Origin of the sequence: Streptomyces sp. NBC_00631 (genome assembly GCF_045206895.1) — a bacterium.
Taxonomy (GTDB): domain Bacteria; phylum Actinomycetota; class Actinomycetes; order Streptomycetales; family Streptomycetaceae; genus Streptomyces.
In genome coordinates, this window is sequence record NZ_CP107734.1 from 944,857 (window position 1) to 962,335 (window position 17,479).

Annotated in this window: 15 protein-coding genes and 1 pseudogene; 9 read left to right on the forward strand and 7 right to left on the reverse strand. The window is 72.2% G+C overall.

Features of this window, described 5'->3' with window-relative positions; all coding sequences use genetic code 11:
- Nucleotides 1-28 precede the first annotated feature (28 nt).
- Nucleotides 29-3,403: a pyruvate carboxylase gene (locus OHB00_RS04495; RefSeq protein ID WP_406431447.1), complete on the reverse strand. Its 3,375-nt coding sequence runs from the start codon at nt 3,401-3,403 to the stop codon at nt 29-31.
- Between the two features lie 320 nt (nt 3,404-3,723).
- On the reverse strand, nt 3,724-4,533 hold the full coding sequence (locus tag OHB00_RS04500; protein ID WP_406431449.1) for a hypothetical protein: 810 nt from the start codon (nt 4,531-4,533) through the stop codon (nt 3,724-3,726).
- Nucleotides 4,534-4,753: 220 nt separating this feature from the next.
- Between OHB00_RS04500 and bla the strand changes: the two genes are divergently transcribed.
- The 7 genes from bla to OHB00_RS04535 all read left to right on the forward strand — a co-directional run bounded on the left by bla (nt 4,754) and on the right by OHB00_RS04535 (nt 11,260).
- Nucleotides 4,754-5,629, forward strand: a complete 876-nt coding sequence (bla, locus tag OHB00_RS04505) for a class A beta-lactamase (protein ID WP_406431451.1) — start codon at nt 4,754-4,756, stop codon at nt 5,627-5,629.
- A 180-nt stretch (nt 5,630-5,809) separates the two neighbouring features.
- A complete protein-coding gene (locus OHB00_RS04510) occupies nt 5,810-7,393 on the forward strand; it encodes an ATP-binding protein (RefSeq protein ID WP_406431453.1) in 1,584 nt (527 codons plus the stop codon).
- Nucleotides 7,390-7,797: a roadblock/LC7 domain-containing protein gene (locus tag OHB00_RS04515; protein WP_093506900.1), complete on the forward strand. Its 408-nt coding sequence runs from the start codon at nt 7,390-7,392 to the stop codon at nt 7,795-7,797. The genes OHB00_RS04510 and OHB00_RS04515 overlap by 4 nt, the downstream gene beginning before the upstream one ends.
- Nucleotides 7,794-8,141 carry a DUF742 domain-containing protein gene (locus OHB00_RS04520; protein ID WP_406431455.1) on the forward strand — a complete coding sequence of 116 codons (348 nt, stop codon included), beginning with the start codon at nt 7,794-7,796 and terminating at the stop codon, nt 8,139-8,141. The genes OHB00_RS04515 and OHB00_RS04520 overlap by 4 nt, the downstream gene beginning before the upstream one ends.
- Nucleotides 8,122-8,748: a GTP-binding protein gene (locus OHB00_RS04525; RefSeq protein WP_406431457.1), complete on the forward strand. Its 627-nt coding sequence runs from the start codon at nt 8,122-8,124 to the stop codon at nt 8,746-8,748. The genes OHB00_RS04520 and OHB00_RS04525 overlap by 20 nt, the downstream gene beginning before the upstream one ends.
- Entirely contained in the window at nt 8,745-9,953 is a 1,209-nt protein-coding gene (locus OHB00_RS04530) for a cytochrome P450 (RefSeq protein WP_406431459.1), read from the forward strand. Before OHB00_RS04525 ends, OHB00_RS04530 begins: the two co-directional genes overlap by 4 nt.
- A gap of 80 nt (nt 9,954-10,033) precedes the next feature.
- Nucleotides 10,034-11,260 (forward strand): cytochrome P450, encoded by a 1,227-nt coding sequence (locus OHB00_RS04535; RefSeq protein ID WP_406431461.1) that lies wholly within the window; start codon nt 10,034-10,036, stop codon nt 11,258-11,260.
- Here the strand turns inward: OHB00_RS04535 and OHB00_RS04540 are convergent.
- A pseudogene (locus OHB00_RS04540) lies at nt 11,257-11,483 on the reverse strand (NAD-dependent formate dehydrogenase); the annotation flags it as partial. The gene OHB00_RS04535 and the pseudogene OHB00_RS04540 overlap by 4 nt on opposite strands.
- Before the next feature lie 84 nt (nt 11,484-11,567).
- A complete protein-coding gene (locus OHB00_RS04545) occupies nt 11,568-11,753 on the reverse strand; it encodes a hypothetical protein (RefSeq protein WP_406431463.1) in 186 nt (61 codons plus the stop codon).
- Nucleotides 11,754-11,847: 94 nt separating this feature from the next.
- Here OHB00_RS04545 and OHB00_RS04550 point away from each other — a divergent pair, with 94 nt between their 5' ends.
- Together OHB00_RS04550 and OHB00_RS04555 are read left to right on the forward strand one after the other, a co-directional pair.
- Entirely contained in the window at nt 11,848-12,837 is a 990-nt protein-coding gene (locus OHB00_RS04550; protein WP_406431465.1) for an aldo/keto reductase, read from the forward strand.
- An 85-nt stretch (nt 12,838-12,922) separates the two neighbouring features.
- Nucleotides 12,923-14,122, forward strand: coding sequence for a PP2C family protein-serine/threonine phosphatase (locus OHB00_RS04555; RefSeq protein WP_406431467.1), 1,200 nt, complete (start codon nt 12,923-12,925; stop codon nt 14,120-14,122).
- On the opposite strand, the gene OHB00_RS04560 is transcribed toward OHB00_RS04555, so the two are convergent.
- The 3 genes from OHB00_RS04560 to OHB00_RS04570 all read right to left on the reverse strand — a co-directional run bounded on the left by OHB00_RS04560 (nt 14,102) and on the right by OHB00_RS04570 (nt 17,436).
- On the reverse strand, nt 14,102-15,751 hold the full coding sequence (locus OHB00_RS04560) for a carboxylesterase/lipase family protein (protein WP_406431469.1): 1,650 nt from the start codon (nt 15,749-15,751) through the stop codon (nt 14,102-14,104). The two genes, OHB00_RS04555 and OHB00_RS04560, sit on opposite strands and share 21 nt — an antisense overlap.
- A 334-nt stretch (nt 15,752-16,085) precedes the next feature.
- Complete coding sequence (locus tag OHB00_RS04565) at nt 16,086-16,547, reverse strand: SRPBCC domain-containing protein (RefSeq protein WP_406431471.1); 462 nt, start codon at nt 16,545-16,547, stop codon at nt 16,086-16,088.
- A gap of 73 nt (nt 16,548-16,620) precedes the next feature.
- Nucleotides 16,621-17,436 (reverse strand): SAM-dependent methyltransferase, encoded by an 816-nt coding sequence (locus OHB00_RS04570; RefSeq protein WP_406431473.1) that lies wholly within the window; start codon nt 17,434-17,436, stop codon nt 16,621-16,623.
- Nucleotides 17,437-17,479 lie beyond the last annotated feature (43 nt).

The window sequence follows — 17,479 nt, forward strand, 5'->3', positions numbered from 1 at the left end:
CCTCCCCGCCCTCAGGGGCTGCCCGCGTTCAGGCGATCTCGACCAGCAGGTCGCCGCCCTCCACCTGCTGGATGCGGTTGATGGTGAGCCGGGAGATCCGGCCGGCCTTCGGGGCGGTGATGGTGGCCTCCATCTTCATGGCCTCGATCGTGGCCACCGTGGCGCCCGCCTCGACCTCCGCGCCCTCGGTCACCGCGAGGGTGACGACGCCGGCGAAGGGGGCCGCGACGTGGCCGGGGTTGGCGCGGTCGGCCTTCTCGGTGACGGGGATGTCGGAGGCCGCCGCCCGGTCGCGGATCTGGATCGGCCGCAGCTGCCCGTTGAGGCTGGACATCACCGTGCGCATGCCGCGCTCGTCGGCCTCGCCGACGGCCTGGAGCTCGATGAGCAGCCGGACGCCGGGTTCCAGGTCGACCGCGTACTCCTTGCCCGGGCGCAGGCCGTAGAAGAAGTCCTTGCTGTCGAGGACGCTGGTGTCGCCGTACGTCTGCCGGTGGGTCTCGAACTCGCGGGTCGGGGCCGGGAACAGCAGCCGGTTCAGGGTCGTACGCGGCTCCTTGGCGAGGCCCTCGCGGTCCTCGGCGGTCAGCTCGGGCGCCGGCTTGGCGGCGGCACGGCCCTTGAGGGCCTTGGTGCGGAACGGCTCCGGCCAGCCCCCGGGCGGGGTGCCCAGCTCGCCGCGCAGGAAGCCGATGACCGAGTCCGGGATGTCGAACCGGTCGGGGGTCGCCTCGAAGTCCTCCGGCTTCACTCCGGCGCCCACCAGGTGCAGGGCGAGGTCACCGACCACCTTGGAGGACGGGGTGACCTTGACCAGCCGGCCCAGGATGCGGTCGGCGGCCTCGTACATCGCCTCGATGTCCTCGAAGCGGTCACCGAGACCGAGCGCGACGGCCTGGGTGCGCAGGTTGGAGAGCTGGCCGCCGGGGATCTCGTGGTGGTAGACGCGGCCGGTCGGCGAGGCGAGGCCCGCCTCGAAGGGGGCGTAGACCCTGCGGACGCTCTCCCAGTACGGTTCCAGGTCCTCGATCGCGCGCAGGTCGAGCCCGGTGGGACGCTCCGAGTAGTCGGTGGCGGCCACGATCGCCGACAGGGAGGGCTGCGAGGTCGTACCGGCCATGGAGGCCACCGCGCCGTCCACCGCGTCGGCCCCCGCCTGGATCGCGGCGAGGTAGGTGGCCAGCTGGCCGCCCGCGGTGTCGTGGGTGTGCAGGTGGACCGGGAGGTCGAACTCGCGGCGCAGGGCGGAGACCAGCTTGGCCGCGGCCGGGGCGCGCAGCAGGCCCGCCATGTCCTTGACGGCGAGGATGTGGGCGCCGGCCTCGACGATCTGCTCGGCGAGCCGCAGGTAGTAGTCGAGGGTGTAGAGCCGCTCGGCCGGGTCGGACAGGTCGGCGGTGTAGCAGAGGGCGACCTCGGCGACCGCGGTGCCCGTCTCGCGTACCGCCTCGATGGCGGGGCGCATCTGGCCGACGTCGTTGAGGGCGTCGAAGATGCGGAAGATGTCGATGCCGGTGGCGGCGGCCTCCTGCACGAAGGCGTCGGTGACCTCGGTCGGGTACGGGGTGTAGCCGACGGTGTTGCGGCCGCGCAGCAGCATCTGGAGGCAGATGTTGGGTACGGCCTCGCGCAGGGCCGCGAGCCGCTCCCAGGGGTCCTCGGCGAGGAAGCGCAGCGCCACGTCGTAGGTGGCGCCGCCCCAGCACTCCAGGGAGAGCAGTTCGGGCAGGGTGCGGGCGACGGCCGGGGCGACCGCGAGGAGGTCCTTGGTGCGCACACGGGTGGCGAGAAGGGACTGGTGGGCGTCGCGGAAGGTGGTGTCGGTGATGCCGATGGTGGGCGATTCGCGCAGCCAGCGGGCGAAGCCCTCCGGGCCGGCCTCGACCAGCCGCTGCCGGGATCCGGCCGGCGGCTCCCCGGCCGGCAGCGGGGGCAGCTTGGTGGTCGACTCGACCAGGTGCGGGCGCTCGCCGTGCGGCTTGTTGACGGTGACGTCGGCCAGGTAGGTGAGCAGCTTGGTGCCGCGGTCGGCCGAGGAGCGGGCGGTCAGCAGGTGCGGGCGCTGCTCGATGAACGAGGTGGTGATCCGGCCCGCCTGGAAGTCCGGGTCGTCCAGGACCGCCTGGAGGAACGGGATGTTGGTGGCCACGCCGCGGATGCGGAACTCGGCGACGGCACGCCGGGCGCGCCCGATGGCGGCCTTGAAGTCCCGGCCCCGGCAGGTGAGCTTCACCAGCATGGAGTCGAAGTGCGCGCTGATCTCGGTGCCGGCGTGGGTGGTGCCGCCGTCGAGCCGGATGCCGGAGCCGCCCGGGGAGCGGTAGGCGCTGATCCGGCCGGTGTCGGGGCGGAAGCCGTTGGCGGGGTCCTCGGTGGTGATACGGCACTGGAGGGCCGCGCCGTGCAGCTTCACCGTCTCCTGCGAGAGGCCGAGGCCGGCCAGGGTCTCGCCGGAGGCGATGCGCATCTGGGCCTGGACCAGGTCGACGTCGGTGACCTCCTCGGTGACCGTGTGCTCGACCTGGATGCGCGGGTTCATCTCGATGAAGACGTGCTTGCCCTCGCGGTCGAGGAGGAACTCCACGGTGCCGGCGTTGCGGTAGCCGATCTCGCGGGCGAAGCGGACGGCGTCGGCGCAGATGCGGTCGCGCAGTTCCGGGTCGAGGTTGGGCGCGGGGGCCAGCTCGATGACCTTCTGGTGGCGGCGCTGGAGCGAGCAGTCGCGCTCGAAGAGGTGGATGACGTTGCCCTCGCCGTCGGCGAGGATCTGCACCTCGATGTGGCGCGGGTCGACGACAGCCTTCTCCAGGAAGACCGTCGGGTCGCCGAACGCGGAGGCCGCCTCACGGGAGGCCTGCTCGATGGACTCGCGCAGCGCCGCCGGGTCCTCGACGCGGCGCATGCCGCGGCCGCCGCCGCCCGCGACGGCCTTCACGAACACCGGGAAGCCGATCTCGTCGGCGGCACGGACCAGTTCGTCGATGTCGTTGGAGGGCGCGGAGGACCCGAGGACGGGTACGCCGGCCGCGCGGGCGGCCGCGACCGCGCGGGCCTTGTTGCCGGTCAGCTCCAGCGTCTGGGCGCTGGGGCCGACGAACGTGATGCCCGCCTCCTCGCAGGCGCGGGCGAGTTCGGGGTTCTCGGAGAGGAACCCGTAGCCGGGGTAGACGGCGTCGGCCCCGGCCCGCCGGGCCGCGCCCACGATCTCCTCGACGGAGAGATAGGCGCGCACCGGATGTCCCGGCTCCCCGATCTCGTAGGCCTCGTCGGCCTTCAGCCGGTGCAGCGAGTTGCGGTCCTCGTACGGGAACACGGCGACCGTGCGCGCCCCCAGCTCATAGCCCGCGCGGAAAGCGCGGATGGCGATCTCTCCACGGTTGGCGACCAGCACCTTGCGGAACATCCCTGGATCCCTTCAGCCTGCCGGCGACGAACACCATGGTGTCAGCCGCGCCCGTCCTCAGGGGGTCTCCGGCGGATCATGTCGGCGAAGCGAGTCCTGGCACGCACGTCTGCCGGCACCGGGCCCCGCGCCGGTCGGCCGAGAAACGCCGGCCCTTCCAGCCGACCTGATCCGCCGGGCACCCCCTGGCTCGCCGCAACATTAGGGGGTGCCTGAACCGGCTGAAGTGCGAAAACCATCACATTGACGTCGTTGAGCAGTTCGGCGGGTCGGCCGCGTGACATATGGGGTTTCGGGGAAGCCGAGAGGGTTGGGGAGTTTCAGGGCAGCCGGAAGGACGGTACGGGGTGGCGCGGTGGGCCCGGGTGGCGTACCGGCGGGTCGGACCGGGGTGGCGGCGGTGTGCTGTCGAGGCGTTCGGCGAGGCGGGCGGGGAGCGGCAGGCGGCGGCCGTGCAGCAGGCCGAGGACGATCGCCGAGCCCACGGCGATCAGGTGCTCGCGGCCGGCGAGGTTCGGTACGGCGATGGACTCCCACACCATCGAGCCGCCCGTGAGGACGAAGACGACCGGGGCGCGCCGGACCACCGCCAAGTAGGTGAACAGGCCCACCACGGCGGCGGACGGCCCCGTGTCGAGGACCCGGCCGACCTCCGGGGGCAGGCCGAAACCCCACCAGCCGGGGCCCAGCGCGACCATCACCCGGGCGGTCATGGTGCCGGCGAGAGTGGTGAGGTAGGCGACGGCGAGGGTTCGGCCGCGGCCGAGGGTGAGTTCGGCGAGCGCGAAGGCGAGGAAGAGCTGGGTGATGCCCGCCCAGACCGGCAGGTCGAGCGCCGGGACGTAGAGCGACACCGGGGTGCGCAGCAGGGAGAGCCACAGCGGGATGTCGGCGGTGACACCGCCGAGGTGCCACACCAGCCTCCTGCCGAAAGGGTGCTGGGCGATGCCGTGGAAGAAGATGACGCCGAACGCGGCGACGAACGCCAGCACGAGCCCGGACAGTCCGCGCCGCACCAGCTGCCGTACCGGTTCCACGACGATGGCCTGCCATTCGTCGCTCAGCGTGCGCCGCACGAAGCGGACCATCCGCGCGGCAACCCGGCTCCAGTCGCCTTTCATGAAAGGCATCGCCCCCTCGACACCGTCCCCGTCATCGGCCTGCGCCCTCCAAGAGGCTCTCCGTGCCCGGGCCGTTCCACGCGTCATCGTATAGACGTTTGGATCATTTGCGACGATGCGGGAGCTACGGCTGGTCGGATATCAGCGTCGGATTTATCACCCGTCCACGGCTGAACCCGCACGCCCGCTGTCGCGTCCCCCTCAGCGTCGTCCCGGTAAAGGAGCGGTAATGCGGAAACCTTCGCGTCGCGTGGTGCTGGCCACGGCTCTGGGTGCGGCGGTGCCCACTGGACCGGCTCCGGTGGCGACGACGAGACTGCGTGCCCTGGAGCGCGAACACCGCGCCCGGCTGGGGGTGTTCGCCTGGGACACCGGTACGGGGGCCCGGCTCGGGTACCGGTCCGGCGAACGCTTCGCGATGTGCTCGGTGTTCAAGACGCTCGCGGTCGCCGCCGTCCTGCGCTACCTCGGCGAGGACGTGCTCGGAGAGGTCGTGCACTACGACGAGGGCGATGTCGAGCGGGCGGGCGGTGCTCCGGTCACCGGAAAGCCCGAGAATCTCGCCGCGGGAATGACCGTCGGCCGGCTGTGCGGTGCGGCGATCTCGTACAGCGACAACACCGCGGCGAACCTGTTGCTGGAGCAACTGGGCGGGCCGGTGGCGGTGACGCGGCTGTGCCGTTCGCTCGGGGACGAGGTGACGCGCCTGGACCGGTGGGAGCCGGAGCTGAACTCGGCGGAGCCGGGGCGGGTGACGGACACCACCACTCCCCTGGCGATCGCGACGACCTACGCGCGGCTGACCGTCGGTCACGCCCTGGACGCCGCCGAACGGCGGCGGCTCACCGGCTGGCTGCTCGCCAACACCACCGGCGGCGAACGGATCCGCGCCGGGCTGCCCGGCGACTGGACGGTCGGCGACAAAACCGGAACGGGCGGGTACGGCACCGCCAACGACGTCGCGGTCGCCCGGCCCCCTGGCCGTGCGCCCCTGGTCCTCGCCGTCCTCTCCACCCACGCCGACGCCGCCGCCGAGGCCGACTCGCCGCTGGTCAGCAAGGCCGCCGCGATCGTGGCGGACGTCTTCGAGCACGGTGACGCATAAGATCGTTCACAGTCGGCACACAGCAAGTCACCTTCCCGACAGCCGGTTTTCTGCAATGAGACCGGAACCGTTCTGTTTCGATCACGGACTCTCGTATAGTGACGCCCAGTTCAGCACCGAGCGTCACAACTCCTTCACCGGACACACATCCCTACCTGCTCCGAGGACCAGACCGGACTGATGACCGCGCCCACGCATCCCGGCGAACGACCTTCCCCGCGTACGCTCGTTCCGACCTTCGCGCTGACCGCCGTGGTGTCGGCCCTCGTGGTCGTCGCCGCGGTGACCGCCGCGCCCGCGTCGGTACGCACACCCCTCGCCCTCGGCGCGAGCGCGGCCGCGCTGCTGCTCTGCACGGCGGTGACCTGGGCCGTGCACGCGGCGCGGGCCGCGCGCGGCGCCCGGCGCCGGCTGGAGGCGGTGAGCCAGGACATCGGGCGGCTGCTCCAGCAGCAGGCCCGGACCACCGAGGAGGCGCGCCAGGAGCAGCAGCGGCTGATCGACGAACTGGCCCACCAGCGCAGCGAGTTCGCCGACACCTTCGAGCAGGAGCGGGCCCGGGTCCAGCAGGACAGCGGCCAGGAACTGGACTGGTACCGGCAGGAGCACGCCCGGCTCACCGCCGAACTGGAGCGTGCCCTGCGGGAACGGGCCGCCGCGATCGCCGCCGCCGGCAACGCGGCCGGCCGGATGCAGGCCATCGCCACCGCCACCCTCGCCGACCTGCGGGCCATGGAGGAGCGGCACACCGGCGAGGACGTCCTCGCCGACCTGCTGCACCTCGACCACCGCACCGCTCAGGCGGGCCGGCTCGCCGACTCCATCGCCGTCCTCACCGGGGCGCGCTCCGGCCGCCGCTGGGCACGTCCGATCAGCATGGAGTCGATCCTGCGCGGCGCCATGGGACGCATCAGCGGCTACCGCCGGGTGCGGGTGCACTCGGTGAGCGAGACGGCCGTCGCCGGACACGCCGCCGAGGGGGTCATGCACGCGCTGGCCGAACTCCTCGACAACGCGGCCAACTTCTCGCCCCCCACGGCCGAGGTCCATGTGTACGTGGAGGAGGTACCGGCCGGGGTCATCGTGTCCGTGGAGGACAGCGGGCTGGTGATGGGCGATGTGCAGCTGCGCCGCGCCGAGCGGGCGGTCGCCGGTGACAGCACCGAGCTGGGCGGTCTCACCGGCACCCGGCTCGGGCTCGCGGTGGTGGGCCGGCTGGCCCGCAAGCACGGCCTCAAGGTGTCGTTCCGGCCGTCGGCGCGCGGCGGCACCGGGGTGCTGATGCTGGTCCCGCAGGACCTGCTGACCCGCCCGGTCGCCGACGAGCCCGCGCCCGCGCAGGAGGCGGAGCCGGCCCAGCCGGTGCCGGTCGCCGCGGACCCCGAACCGGAGCACACGTCCGCCGAGTCCGACCTACCCGACGAGTTCGAGGAAGGGCCCACCGGGCTGCCCAGGCGCCGCCGTGGCCGGACCCTCGCCGAGGCCGAGCGCCGGTCGGCGCCCCAGCCCGCGGAGCCGCGCCCCGCCCCCGGTGCGGCGGACGCCCAGGTCCGCGCCGCCCGCTTCAACAGCTTCCGGCAGGCCGTCCGCCCGGCCACGCCCGACTCCGCCACGAGTCCCGCCGAGGCCTCGGGCCCGGCCGGCGAAGCAGCCCCGTACGCCCCCGTCCCCGCGCACGACCCGGTCCCCGCGCCCCACCCGGAGTCCGGCCCAGAGCCCACGTCCCACCCGCACGCGTACCCGGAAGGCGACCCCACTTCATGACCGGCAGGACCACCGCCGACTCCAAGCTCACCTGGCTCATCGAGGGCCTCCTGGAGCGCACCCCCGGCGCGCGGCACGCCCTCGTGCTCTCCCGCGACGGGCTGAAGCTCTGCCGTACCCCCGAGCTCTCCGTCGACCAGGCCGACCAGCTCGCGGCGATCGCCGCCGGCATCCAGTCGCTGTCGCACGGGGCGTCCGTCGAGTTCGGCGACGGCAGCGGCGGCGTGCGGTCGGCGATGACCGAGTTCTACGGGGGCGTGCTGTTCATCGTGGAGGCCGGCGAGGGTGCCCACCTGGCCGTGGTGACCAGCGAGGACGCCGACCCCGGGCTGGTCGGGCACAACATGAGCGAACTGGTCGAGCAGCTCGGCGAGCACCTCACCGCGCAGCCCCGCACGTCATGAGCCGGCCGGGCAGGGACGACGCGCCCGACCGCCTGTACACCATCACCGGCGGCCGCAGCAGCACCGGCCCCGACAGCCCCTTCGACCTGGTCACCCTGGTCGTCGCGGAGTCGGAGCCGGCTCCCGGCATGCAGTCGGAGCACGCGGCGATCCTGCGCCTGGCCGAGTTCCCGACCTCCGTGGTGGAGATCGCAGCGGAGCTCAGGCTGCCGGTGAGCATCACCAAGGTCCTGCTGTGCGACCTGCAGGCGGCCGGCCGAGTCAGCGCCCGCCACCCCTACCGGCCGGCCATCACCGACCCCGACATCCTGGAGCAGGTGCTCGTTGGACTCCGCAACCTCTGACGCGCGCACCCCGTTGGGTGCCTCCGCCGACCACGGCTTCAAGATCGTGGTCGTGGGCGGCTTCGGCGTCGGCAAGACCACCCTGGTCCGCTCGGTCAGCGAGATACGTCCCCTCAACACCGAGGAGACGATGACCCAGGCCGGCGCGGAGGTCGACGACATCCGCGAGGTGCGCGGCAAGTCCGCGACCACCGTCGCCTTCGACTTCGGCCGGATCACGCTGGACGCCCGCAATGTGCTGTACCTGTTCGGGGCGCCCGGCCAGGAGCGGTTCTGGTTCCTGTGGGACCGGCTGTTCTCCGGCACCCTCGGCGCGGTCGTGCTCGTCGACACCCGGCGGATCGGCGACTCCTGGTACGCCATCGACCGGCTGGAGAAGCACGGCACCCCGTTCATCGTGGCCTGCAACCACTTCGGCGGCCCCGTGCACACGCCCGAGGACGTCCGGCACGCCCTCGACCTGGACCCGCACGTCCCGTTGGTGAACTGCGACGCCCGCTCCCGGGAGTCCGGCAAGCAGGTGCTGATCACGCTCGTCCAGCACGTCAAGAACCGGTACGCCGGCCCCTCCGCACCGGCGGACCTGCCCCGACAGGAGTTCGTGTGACCCCCGAAGCCGTACCGCTCGGCGGCCCCCGGTTCCAGACCGAACCGGCGCGTCTGTACCGCGAGATGCGGCGCGACCACGGCGCCGTCACCCCCGTCGTGCTCGACGGGGACGTGCCCGCCTGGCTGGTGGTCGGCTACCGCGAGCTGCACCAGGTGACCGGGGACCCGGTGCTGTTCAGCCGGGACTCGGAGCTGTGGAACCAGTGGGACCTGATCCCCGACGACTGGCCGCTGCTGCCGATGATCGGCCGCAAGCAGCCGTCGATCCTGTACACCGTCGGTGAGCGGCACCGCGAGCGGGCCGGGATGATCAGCGACGCGCTGGAGGCCGTCGACCCGTTCGAGCTGCGCGGCCACGCCGAGCGGTTCGCGGACGAGCTGATCGACGGAGTGTGCACGAGCGGCGAGGCGGACCTGATCGGCCAGTACGCGATGCTGCTGCCGGTGCGGGTGCTGGCGCAGCTGTACGGCTTCGCCGAGGAGGAGGGACCCGGCCTGGTCACCGCCCTCAACGACATGATCGACGGCCGGGAGCGGGCCCTTGCGGGTCAGACCCATCTGGCCACGTCCATGGCGCAGTTGCTGGCCGACCGGAAGGCCAACCCGGCCGACGACGTGGTGTCGCGGATGCTCCAGGACCCGAGCGGGTTCACCGACGAAGAGATCATGCAGGACCTGATGGTCATGATGGCGGCCGGGCACCAGCCGACCGCCGACTGGATCGGCAACTCGCTGCGCCTGATGCTCACCGACGACCGCTTCGCCGCCTCCCTGTTCGGCGGCCGCAACAGTGTCGCCGAGGCGATGAACGAGGTGCTGTGGGAGGACACCCCCAGCCAGAACATCGCCGGCCGCTGGGCCTCCCGCGACACCCAGCTGGGCGGCCGCCGGATCCGCGCCGGCGACCTGCTGATCCTCGGCCTCCAGGGCGCCAACTCCGATCCGCAGGTGCGCACCGACGCCTCCGCGCTGACCGGCGGCAACAACGCGCACTTCTCCTTCGGGCACGGCGAGCACCGCTGCCCGTTCCCCGCCCAGGAGGTCGCCGAGGTGGTCGCGCGGACCGGCATCGAGGTCGTCCTCGACCGGTTGCCGGACATCGACCTCGCGGTGCCCGCCGAGTCCCTCACCCGCCGGCCCTCGCCGTGGCTGCGGGGGCTGACCGAACTGCCCGTCAGGTTCACGCCCGTTCCCGCCCTCTGATCCGCACCTCCGCATCGAGAGACAGGCGCAGCACACCGCATGGCGCAGTTACCCGACCCTGCCCTGGGAGGCACGTCACGATGACGACCGGTACCGAACAAGCCCGGATCGCCCTCGACCCCTTCGTCACCGACCTCGACGGCGAGAGCGCACGGCTGCGCGCCGCCGGTCCGCTCGCGGCCGTGGAGCTGCCCGGCGGGGTGCCCGTCTGGGCCGTCACGCGCCACGCCGAGGCCAAGGCGCTGCTCACCGACCCGCGGCTGGTCAAGGACATCAATGTGTGGGGTGCCTGGCAGCGCGGGGAGATCGCGCCGGACTGGCCGCTGATCGGCCTCGCCAACCCCGGCCGTTCCATGCTGACCGTGGACGGTGCCGACCACCGCAGGATGCGCACCCTGGTCGCGCAGGCGCTCACCCCGCGCCGGGTGGAGCAGATGCGGGAGCGCATCGAGAAGCTCACCCAGGACCTGCTCGACGCGCTCCCCGAGGACGAGGAGAGCATCGACCTCAAGGCGGCCTTCGCCTACCCGCTGCCGATGTACGTGGTCGCCGACCTGATGGGCATCGACGAGGCCGAACTGCCCCGTCTGCAGGTGCTGTTCGAGAAGTTCTTCTCGACCCAGACCCCGCCCGCGGAGGTCGTCGCGACCCTGACCGAACTGGCGGGCATCATGGCGGCGACGGTCGCCGCCAAGCGTGCCGAGCCCGGCGACGACCTCACCAGCGCGCTGATCCTGGCCTCCGAGGACGGCGACCACCTCACCGACGAGGAGATCGTCTCCACCCTCCAGCTGATGGTGGCGGCCGGGCACGAGACGACGATCTCCCTGATCGTCAACGCGGTGGTCAACCTCTCCACCCACCCCGACCAGCGGGCCAGGGTGCTCTCCGGCGAGGTGGACTGGTCGGCGGTGGTCGAGGAGACCCTGCGCTGGTCCACCCCGACCTCGCACGTCCTGATCCGCTTCGCCACCGAGGACGTGCCGGTCGGCGACAAGGTGCTCCCGGCGGGCGACGCGCTCATCGTGTCGTACGCCGCGATCGGCCGCGACGAGAGCGCGCACGGGCCGAGCGCCGGGGAGTTCGACATCACCCGGGAGTCGCCGAACCGGCACATCTCCTTCGGGCACGGCCCGCACGTCTGCCCGGGTGCGGCGCTCTCCCGGCTGGAGGCCGGCGTCGCGCTGCCCGCGCTCTACGGCCGCTTCCCCGGCCTCGATCTGGCGGTACCGGCGTCCCAGCTGCGCAACAAGCCGGTGGTCACCCAGAACGACCTGTTCGAACTGCCCGTCAGGCTCAACCCCTAACGGGCGCTCACCGAGTACGACTTGGCTCCCGTGCCGGCCAGCCTGCCGCCGTCGACGATCACATACTCGTCGCGGATGGGCCGGCCGGCCAGGACTCCAGGATCTCCCGGGTGCCGGCCGCGTAGCGGGCCTGCGCGGAGAGGCTGGAGCCGGAGATGCGCGGGGTCATCCCCTGGTGCGACATGGTGCGCCAGGGGTGGTCGGCGGGCGCGGGCTGCGGGTACCGCGGATGGGTGACCTTCACGATCCTCGGGGGCAACTGCGCAGGTCAAGGTGAACGTTGCTATGCCGTGAGAGCCGCCTTCTATCATCCGCCGCGGCCGTCCAGGACGGCGTGCGGGCGGCTGTCGAGGGCGTCCCTGAGCCCTGCCTCCCGGGCGACCCTCACCAGGACCCCGGCGAGCACGGACCGCGCGACGAGGTATTCGAGCCGGCGCAGCAGCATGCGGCCTCCGTGGGCGGGCTGGGCGACGGGCACGGGTTCCGGGTCCACGATTACCGGATCGGCGGTGCCCGTTTGACTTGGAGTGCTCTCCAAGTCGTAGCGTCCATGACGAGAACGAGTCAGCGGGAAAGGCTGGAGTCGCATGCAACAGCGCAATCTTCGAGATCTGTCGGTTTCCGCCATCGGCCTCGGCTGCATGGGCATGTCCGCGTTCTACGGCACCGCCGACCAGGACGAGGGCGTGCGGACCATCCACCGCGCGCGGGAACTGGGCGTCACCTTCCTCGACACCGCGCAGCTCTACGGGCCGCTCACCAACGAGACCCTCCTCGGCGAGGCGATCCGGGGGCACCGGGACGAGTACGTGATCGCCACCAAGTTCAACTACCGCATGGACCACGCGGTGCCCGGCGACATGAGCAGCATCGGCCCGCAGGACGGCTCGGCCGAGCATGTCCGCAGCTCGATCCACGGCTCGCTGCAGCGCCTGGGCACGGACCACATCGACCTGTACTACCAGCACCGCGTCGACCCGAACGTGCCGATCGAGGAGACCGTGGGTGCCCTGGCCGAGCTGGTCGCCGAGGGCAAGGTGCGGCACATCGGGCTGAGCGAGGCGAGCGCCGAGACGATCCGGCGGGCGCACGCCGTGCACCCGATCGCGGCCGTGCAGACCGAGTACTCGCTGTGGACCAGGGACCCGGAGGACGAGGTGCTGCCCGCCTGCCGGGAGCTGGGCATCGGGTTCGTCCCGTACTCCCCGCTGGGCCGCGGCTTCCTCGCCGGCCGGTTCTCCTCCCCGGACGACCTCGACCCCAACGACTGGCGCCGCTCCGGCCCCCGCTTCACCGGCGACAACCTGGACGCGAACCTGCGGCTGGCCGCCAAGGTGAAGGAGATCGCCGCCGAGAAGGACGTGACCCCGGCTCAGCTGGCCCTCGCCTGGGTGCTGGCGCAGGGCGACGGCATCGTCCCGATCCCCGGCACCAAGCGCGTCAGCTACCTGGAGCAGAACGCGGGCGCCGTCGACGTCGAGCTGACCAAGGAGGACCTGGCCCGGATCGAGGCCGAGGTGCCCCGGGCGGCGGGCGAGCGCTACGACGAGGCCGGAATGCGTTCCGTGAACCTCTAGCGTGAACCTCCGGGGGGCCGTGCACGGCCGGGGAGCCGCCGGGCTCGCGGTGGCCGGTCCCCCGGCGGTGGCGCACGCTGGTGGCATGGGCAGGCTGCAGAGCTGTGCGGCGGGGCTGCGGCGGTCGTGGCAGTCGTCGCACGCGCTGCTGCTGCTCCCGATCGCCCTCATCGTGGTGATCACGGTGGCGGACCTCCGCGCGCCCGACGACATCCATCTGGGCCCTGCCCTCGTCATCGCTCCGGCGCTCACCCCGTCGTTCGCCGGCCCCCGGTCGACCGCGCTGGTCGGGGCGCTCGCGGTGGCCGCCCAGGTGGCGATCGCCCTGTTCCACGGCGGGCTGTCCAGCGCGAACCACATCGTGCAGATCGTCACCCTGGTGGTGCTCTCGGTGATCGTGGTGGTCTACAGCGCGGTCCGCGAGCGGCGCCGTGCCCAGCTGGCTCAGGTGCGGACGGTCGCCGAGGCCGCGCAGCACGTCCTGATGTGGCCGCTGCCGGAGCACATCGGGCTGCTCCGCATCGCCTCGATGTACCTGGCCGCCGAGGACGAGGCGCAGATCGGCGGCGACCTGTACGCGGCCACCCGTTGCGAGGGCGAGGTCCGGGTCCTGATCGGCGACGTGCGGGGCAAGGGGCTGTCCGCGATCGGCGAGGCGGCGCTGCTGCTCAGCGCCTTCCGGGAGTCCGCCCACCGGCACGTCACCCTGCCGGACCTCGCCGCCGCCCTGGAGCAGAGCGTGCAGCGGTACGCGGCGGATCTGGAGCCCGCGGAGGAGGCGGGCGAGCGGTTCGCCACCGCGCTGCTGATCGAGATCCCCGACGAGGACCCGGTCACCCGCATGACCAGCAGCGGCCATCCGCCGCCGCTGCTGCTGAGCCCGGGGCACGCGGTGACCGTGCCGAGCCTGCACCCGTCGCCTCCGCTGGGCGTGCCCGGGGCGGGCGGCACCGAGCACACCCTGGACGTGTTCTCGTTCGAGCCCGGCGACACCCTGCTGCTCTACACCGACGGTGTCGTCGAGGCCCGGGACGCCCAGGGCCGTTTCTACCCGCTGGCCGAGCGGGTCGCACAGTGGACCGACGCCGCTCCGGAGGCGCTGATGCACCGCATCCGACGCGACCTGCTGGCGCATGCGGGCGGCCACCTCGGCGACGACGCGGCCATGATCGCCCTGCACCGCACCCCGACCGTGCAGCGCCGTCACCACCACGGCGTCCTCCGCCACGGCTCGGCCCGCGGCTCCGCCCAGGCTCAGCGGACGTCAGAACTCCCTGGTCTGTGACTCCAGGTACGTCTTCAGGAAGGCGAACTTGGCGTCGCTGTCGGCCACCGCGAGCGTGCCGAAGTCCGCGCCCAGTTCCATGGTCCGCGGGATGTCCGTGGCGAGGGCCGGCCAGCTGGTGAGGGAGCCGCCGTTCGGGTCGCCGGTGGCGGCGAAACGGGCGACGCAGGAGGCGGTGGTGTCGGCGATGTCGTAGTCCTTGGAGGTCCAGGGACGGCCGGTGTTGTAGAGGTAGCCGAGCAGGTAGTACACGTCGGAGCCCTCGAAGGCGCCGGTCGCGGTGGTGCCGATGACCGGGTTGGTGTCGTCGTAGCCGGGCGGGACACGGGTCCAGAAGTAGGTGTGCACGGCGCCGGCGTTGGCGGCCGTGTCCTTGAACTGGGTCGCCCAGAGGAAGGCCGAGACACGTTCCTCGTCCCTGGCGTAGGCGCTGTACTGCTGGGCGGCAGCGGTGTCGCTGTCCGCCGGGTACAGGTTCAGGAAGGTGTCCGCCAGCCCCAGCGGGCCGAACTCGGAACGGGCGTAGGCCTTGAACGCGTCGACCGTCAGCAACAGGTCGGGCGCGGCGCCGTTCGCGTCCTTGCAGACGCCGGTGAGGACGGGCACGTCGGTCTCGGCATGGGCCTTGAGCACGGCGGTGTAGGTGTCGGGCAGGACGTATCCGTCCAGGACGTGGCCGAAGTCGGCGCTGGTGTCGGCGGCGGCCTTCGTGACGATGTCGTCGGCGTCCAGTGCGCGCAGGGCCGCGAGATCGGCGGCCCCCGCCCGGGCGGCGAAGCCCATGCCGTCGGCCTCGGCGTCGGCGAGGCTCCGGTAGCGGCCGGTTCCCCGGGCGAGCGCCGGGTCCTTGGTGTACCGGACGCCTGAGGAGAGCAGCGCGCGGTGGTAGAGGCCCCTGGCGCGCCGGGACGCGAGCAGGATGTTCACGATGGAGGCGCCCTGCGCCCAGCCCGCCAGGGTGACCCGGTCCGGGTCGCCGCCGAACGCGGCGATGTTCCGCTGGACCCACTCCAGCGCCGCGACGACGTCCAGGATCCCCCAGTTGCCGGAGCCTCCGTAGGCGGACTCGGCGGTCAGCCCGGGGTGGGCGAGACCGCCCAGCGGGCCGACCCGGTAGTCGGGGGTGACGACGACCACGCCCTTGGACGCGAGCAGGGAGCCGTTGTAGATCTCCTGGCCCGACCACAGGGCGCGATCGCCGCCGTACAGCCAGACCAGGACGGGGCGGCTGTCGCCCGAACCGGACGCCGCCGTCCAGATGTTGAGGTTCAGACAGTCCTCACCGAACTCGGGCAGCTGGTCACCGGGGATGCCCGTGACCGGCTGCGGGCAGGCCGGGCCCCAGGAATCGGCGGCCCGGACTCCGTCCCAGGAGGGGGCCGGCTGCGGTGGGCGCCAGCGGTTGGCACCGGCGGTGGTGGCGGCGTACGGGACGCCCTTGTAGACGGTGACGCCCCGCAGGCTGCCCTGGACTCCGGTGATCTGTCCGGACTCCGTGGATATCGCTGTCGGGGCCGCGGTCCTCGCCTCGGCCGGCGTGGCCGGCGTGCCGAGCAGCCCGGCCGCGACGGCGGCACCGAGGAAGCCGCGCCGGTTCAGCGGGGCGGAAGGCATGTCTGTGTCGCTCACGGGTTCCCTTTCGGCCGGTGGGGGACGAGCCGACGAGAAGCCTGGCGCCGGGCGGACCCGCGCGGCAACCGCGTCCGGTTGACTCACAGCAGGTCAACAGCGTCTGACAGCAACGGAGTTGATTGAGTGTCCAATTGTCTTCGGGTCAAAGCCAAGTCGTAAGGGTGGTCCCTGGCCGGAGCTGACTGCCAGACTCCGCTTCGCCTTCCACCGACAGGGAGCCGACATGCCCAGGACTTCGGCGACGCCACCATCAAGAACAAGGACGGCTCGTTCAACGCCACCCTGTCGTACTCCGTGCCGTCCGGGATCTCGTTCAACCCGAAGGCCTGAGTCAGGCGGGGCCCTCGACGAGCCGGGCCAGGTTGTCGAGGGCCATCCGGGTGCCCAGCTCGTTGTCCTCGGGGCGGATGCCTTCGGGGAGGTCCTCGTGCAGGACCTCGACATCCGTGGCGCCGTCCGCCCCGGTGAGCGTGGTTGTCATCGTCATGGTGCCGCGCACGGCGTCGTCGCCGGTCTCGAACTCGATGACCTCGACGACGAGCCGGTTCTCCACGAGCCGCGCGAAGTGACCCCGGTAGGTGTCGGTGTGCCCGCCGGACTTCCCGGCGCGGCCCGGGTCGCCGTAGTCCAGTGACACCCTGAACTCGCCGCCTTCGCGGGCGTCGAAGGCGAGTACCCGGGCGGTCATGCCGTCCGGGGCCCGCCAGGCGGCGACCGCCTCGGGGTCGAGCAGGGCCCGGTAGACGGCCGCCGCCGGTGCCCGTACCCGTCTGGTGACACGCGTGGTGTGCATGGACTCGACGGTACCCGCGAAACGACCGTGCCGGGGCCGGGAAGGTGAGCCGGGCCCCGGCACGGAGCCGGTGTCACGGCTTGCGGGCGACCGCTCCGTACATCGCGATGTCCTCGTCGCGGATGCCCTGCTCGCCGGTGCCGTCCGGGTGCCACTTGTGGACCTGGACGATGCCCGGCTCGACCAGCTCCAGGCCCTCGAAGAACTCGTGGGCCTCGTCGATGGTGCGCAGCCGCATCGGCATGTTGCGGGCCGCGTACTCGCGGGCGACCCGGCCCACCTCGTCCGGCGCGAACTCGGCGGTGCCGATGGACATCGCCAGGTAGCTGCCGGAGGGCAGCGGTTCGAGGAGGCGCCGTACGACGCCCACCGCGTCGTCCGCGTCGAGCATGAAGTGCACGATGGCGATCACCGTGAGCGCCACCGGCTGGTCGAGGTCGAGGGTCTCGCGCAGTTCGGGGGCGTCGAAGATGTCCGCCAGGTCCCGGAAGTCCGCCTCGATGTACGCCGTCCGGCCCTCGGGGGTGCTGGAGAGCAGGCCCTGGGACAGGGTGAGCACGATGGGGTCGTTGTCCACGTAGACGACCCGGGAGTCCGGGGACACCGCCTGGGCTATCTCGTGGAGGTTCGGGGAGGTGGGGATGCCGGTCCCGACGTCCAGGAACTGGCGCATCCCCGCCTCCTCGGCGAGCCAGCGCACGGCGCGGTTCATCCAGTCGCGGTTGGCGCGCATGTGGATCGGGAGCGCGGGCCACTCCCGGGACATCGCGTCACCCGCCTCCTGGTCGGCGGGGTAGTAGTCCTTGCCGCCCAGGATGTAGTCGTAGATCCGCGCGGAGTGCGCGTTCTCGGTGTCGATGCGGTCGGCCGGCCATCCGTTGTCGGGCAACGCCGTGTCTCCCATTCAGGTGAGGGGGATGCGGGGGTGTTCG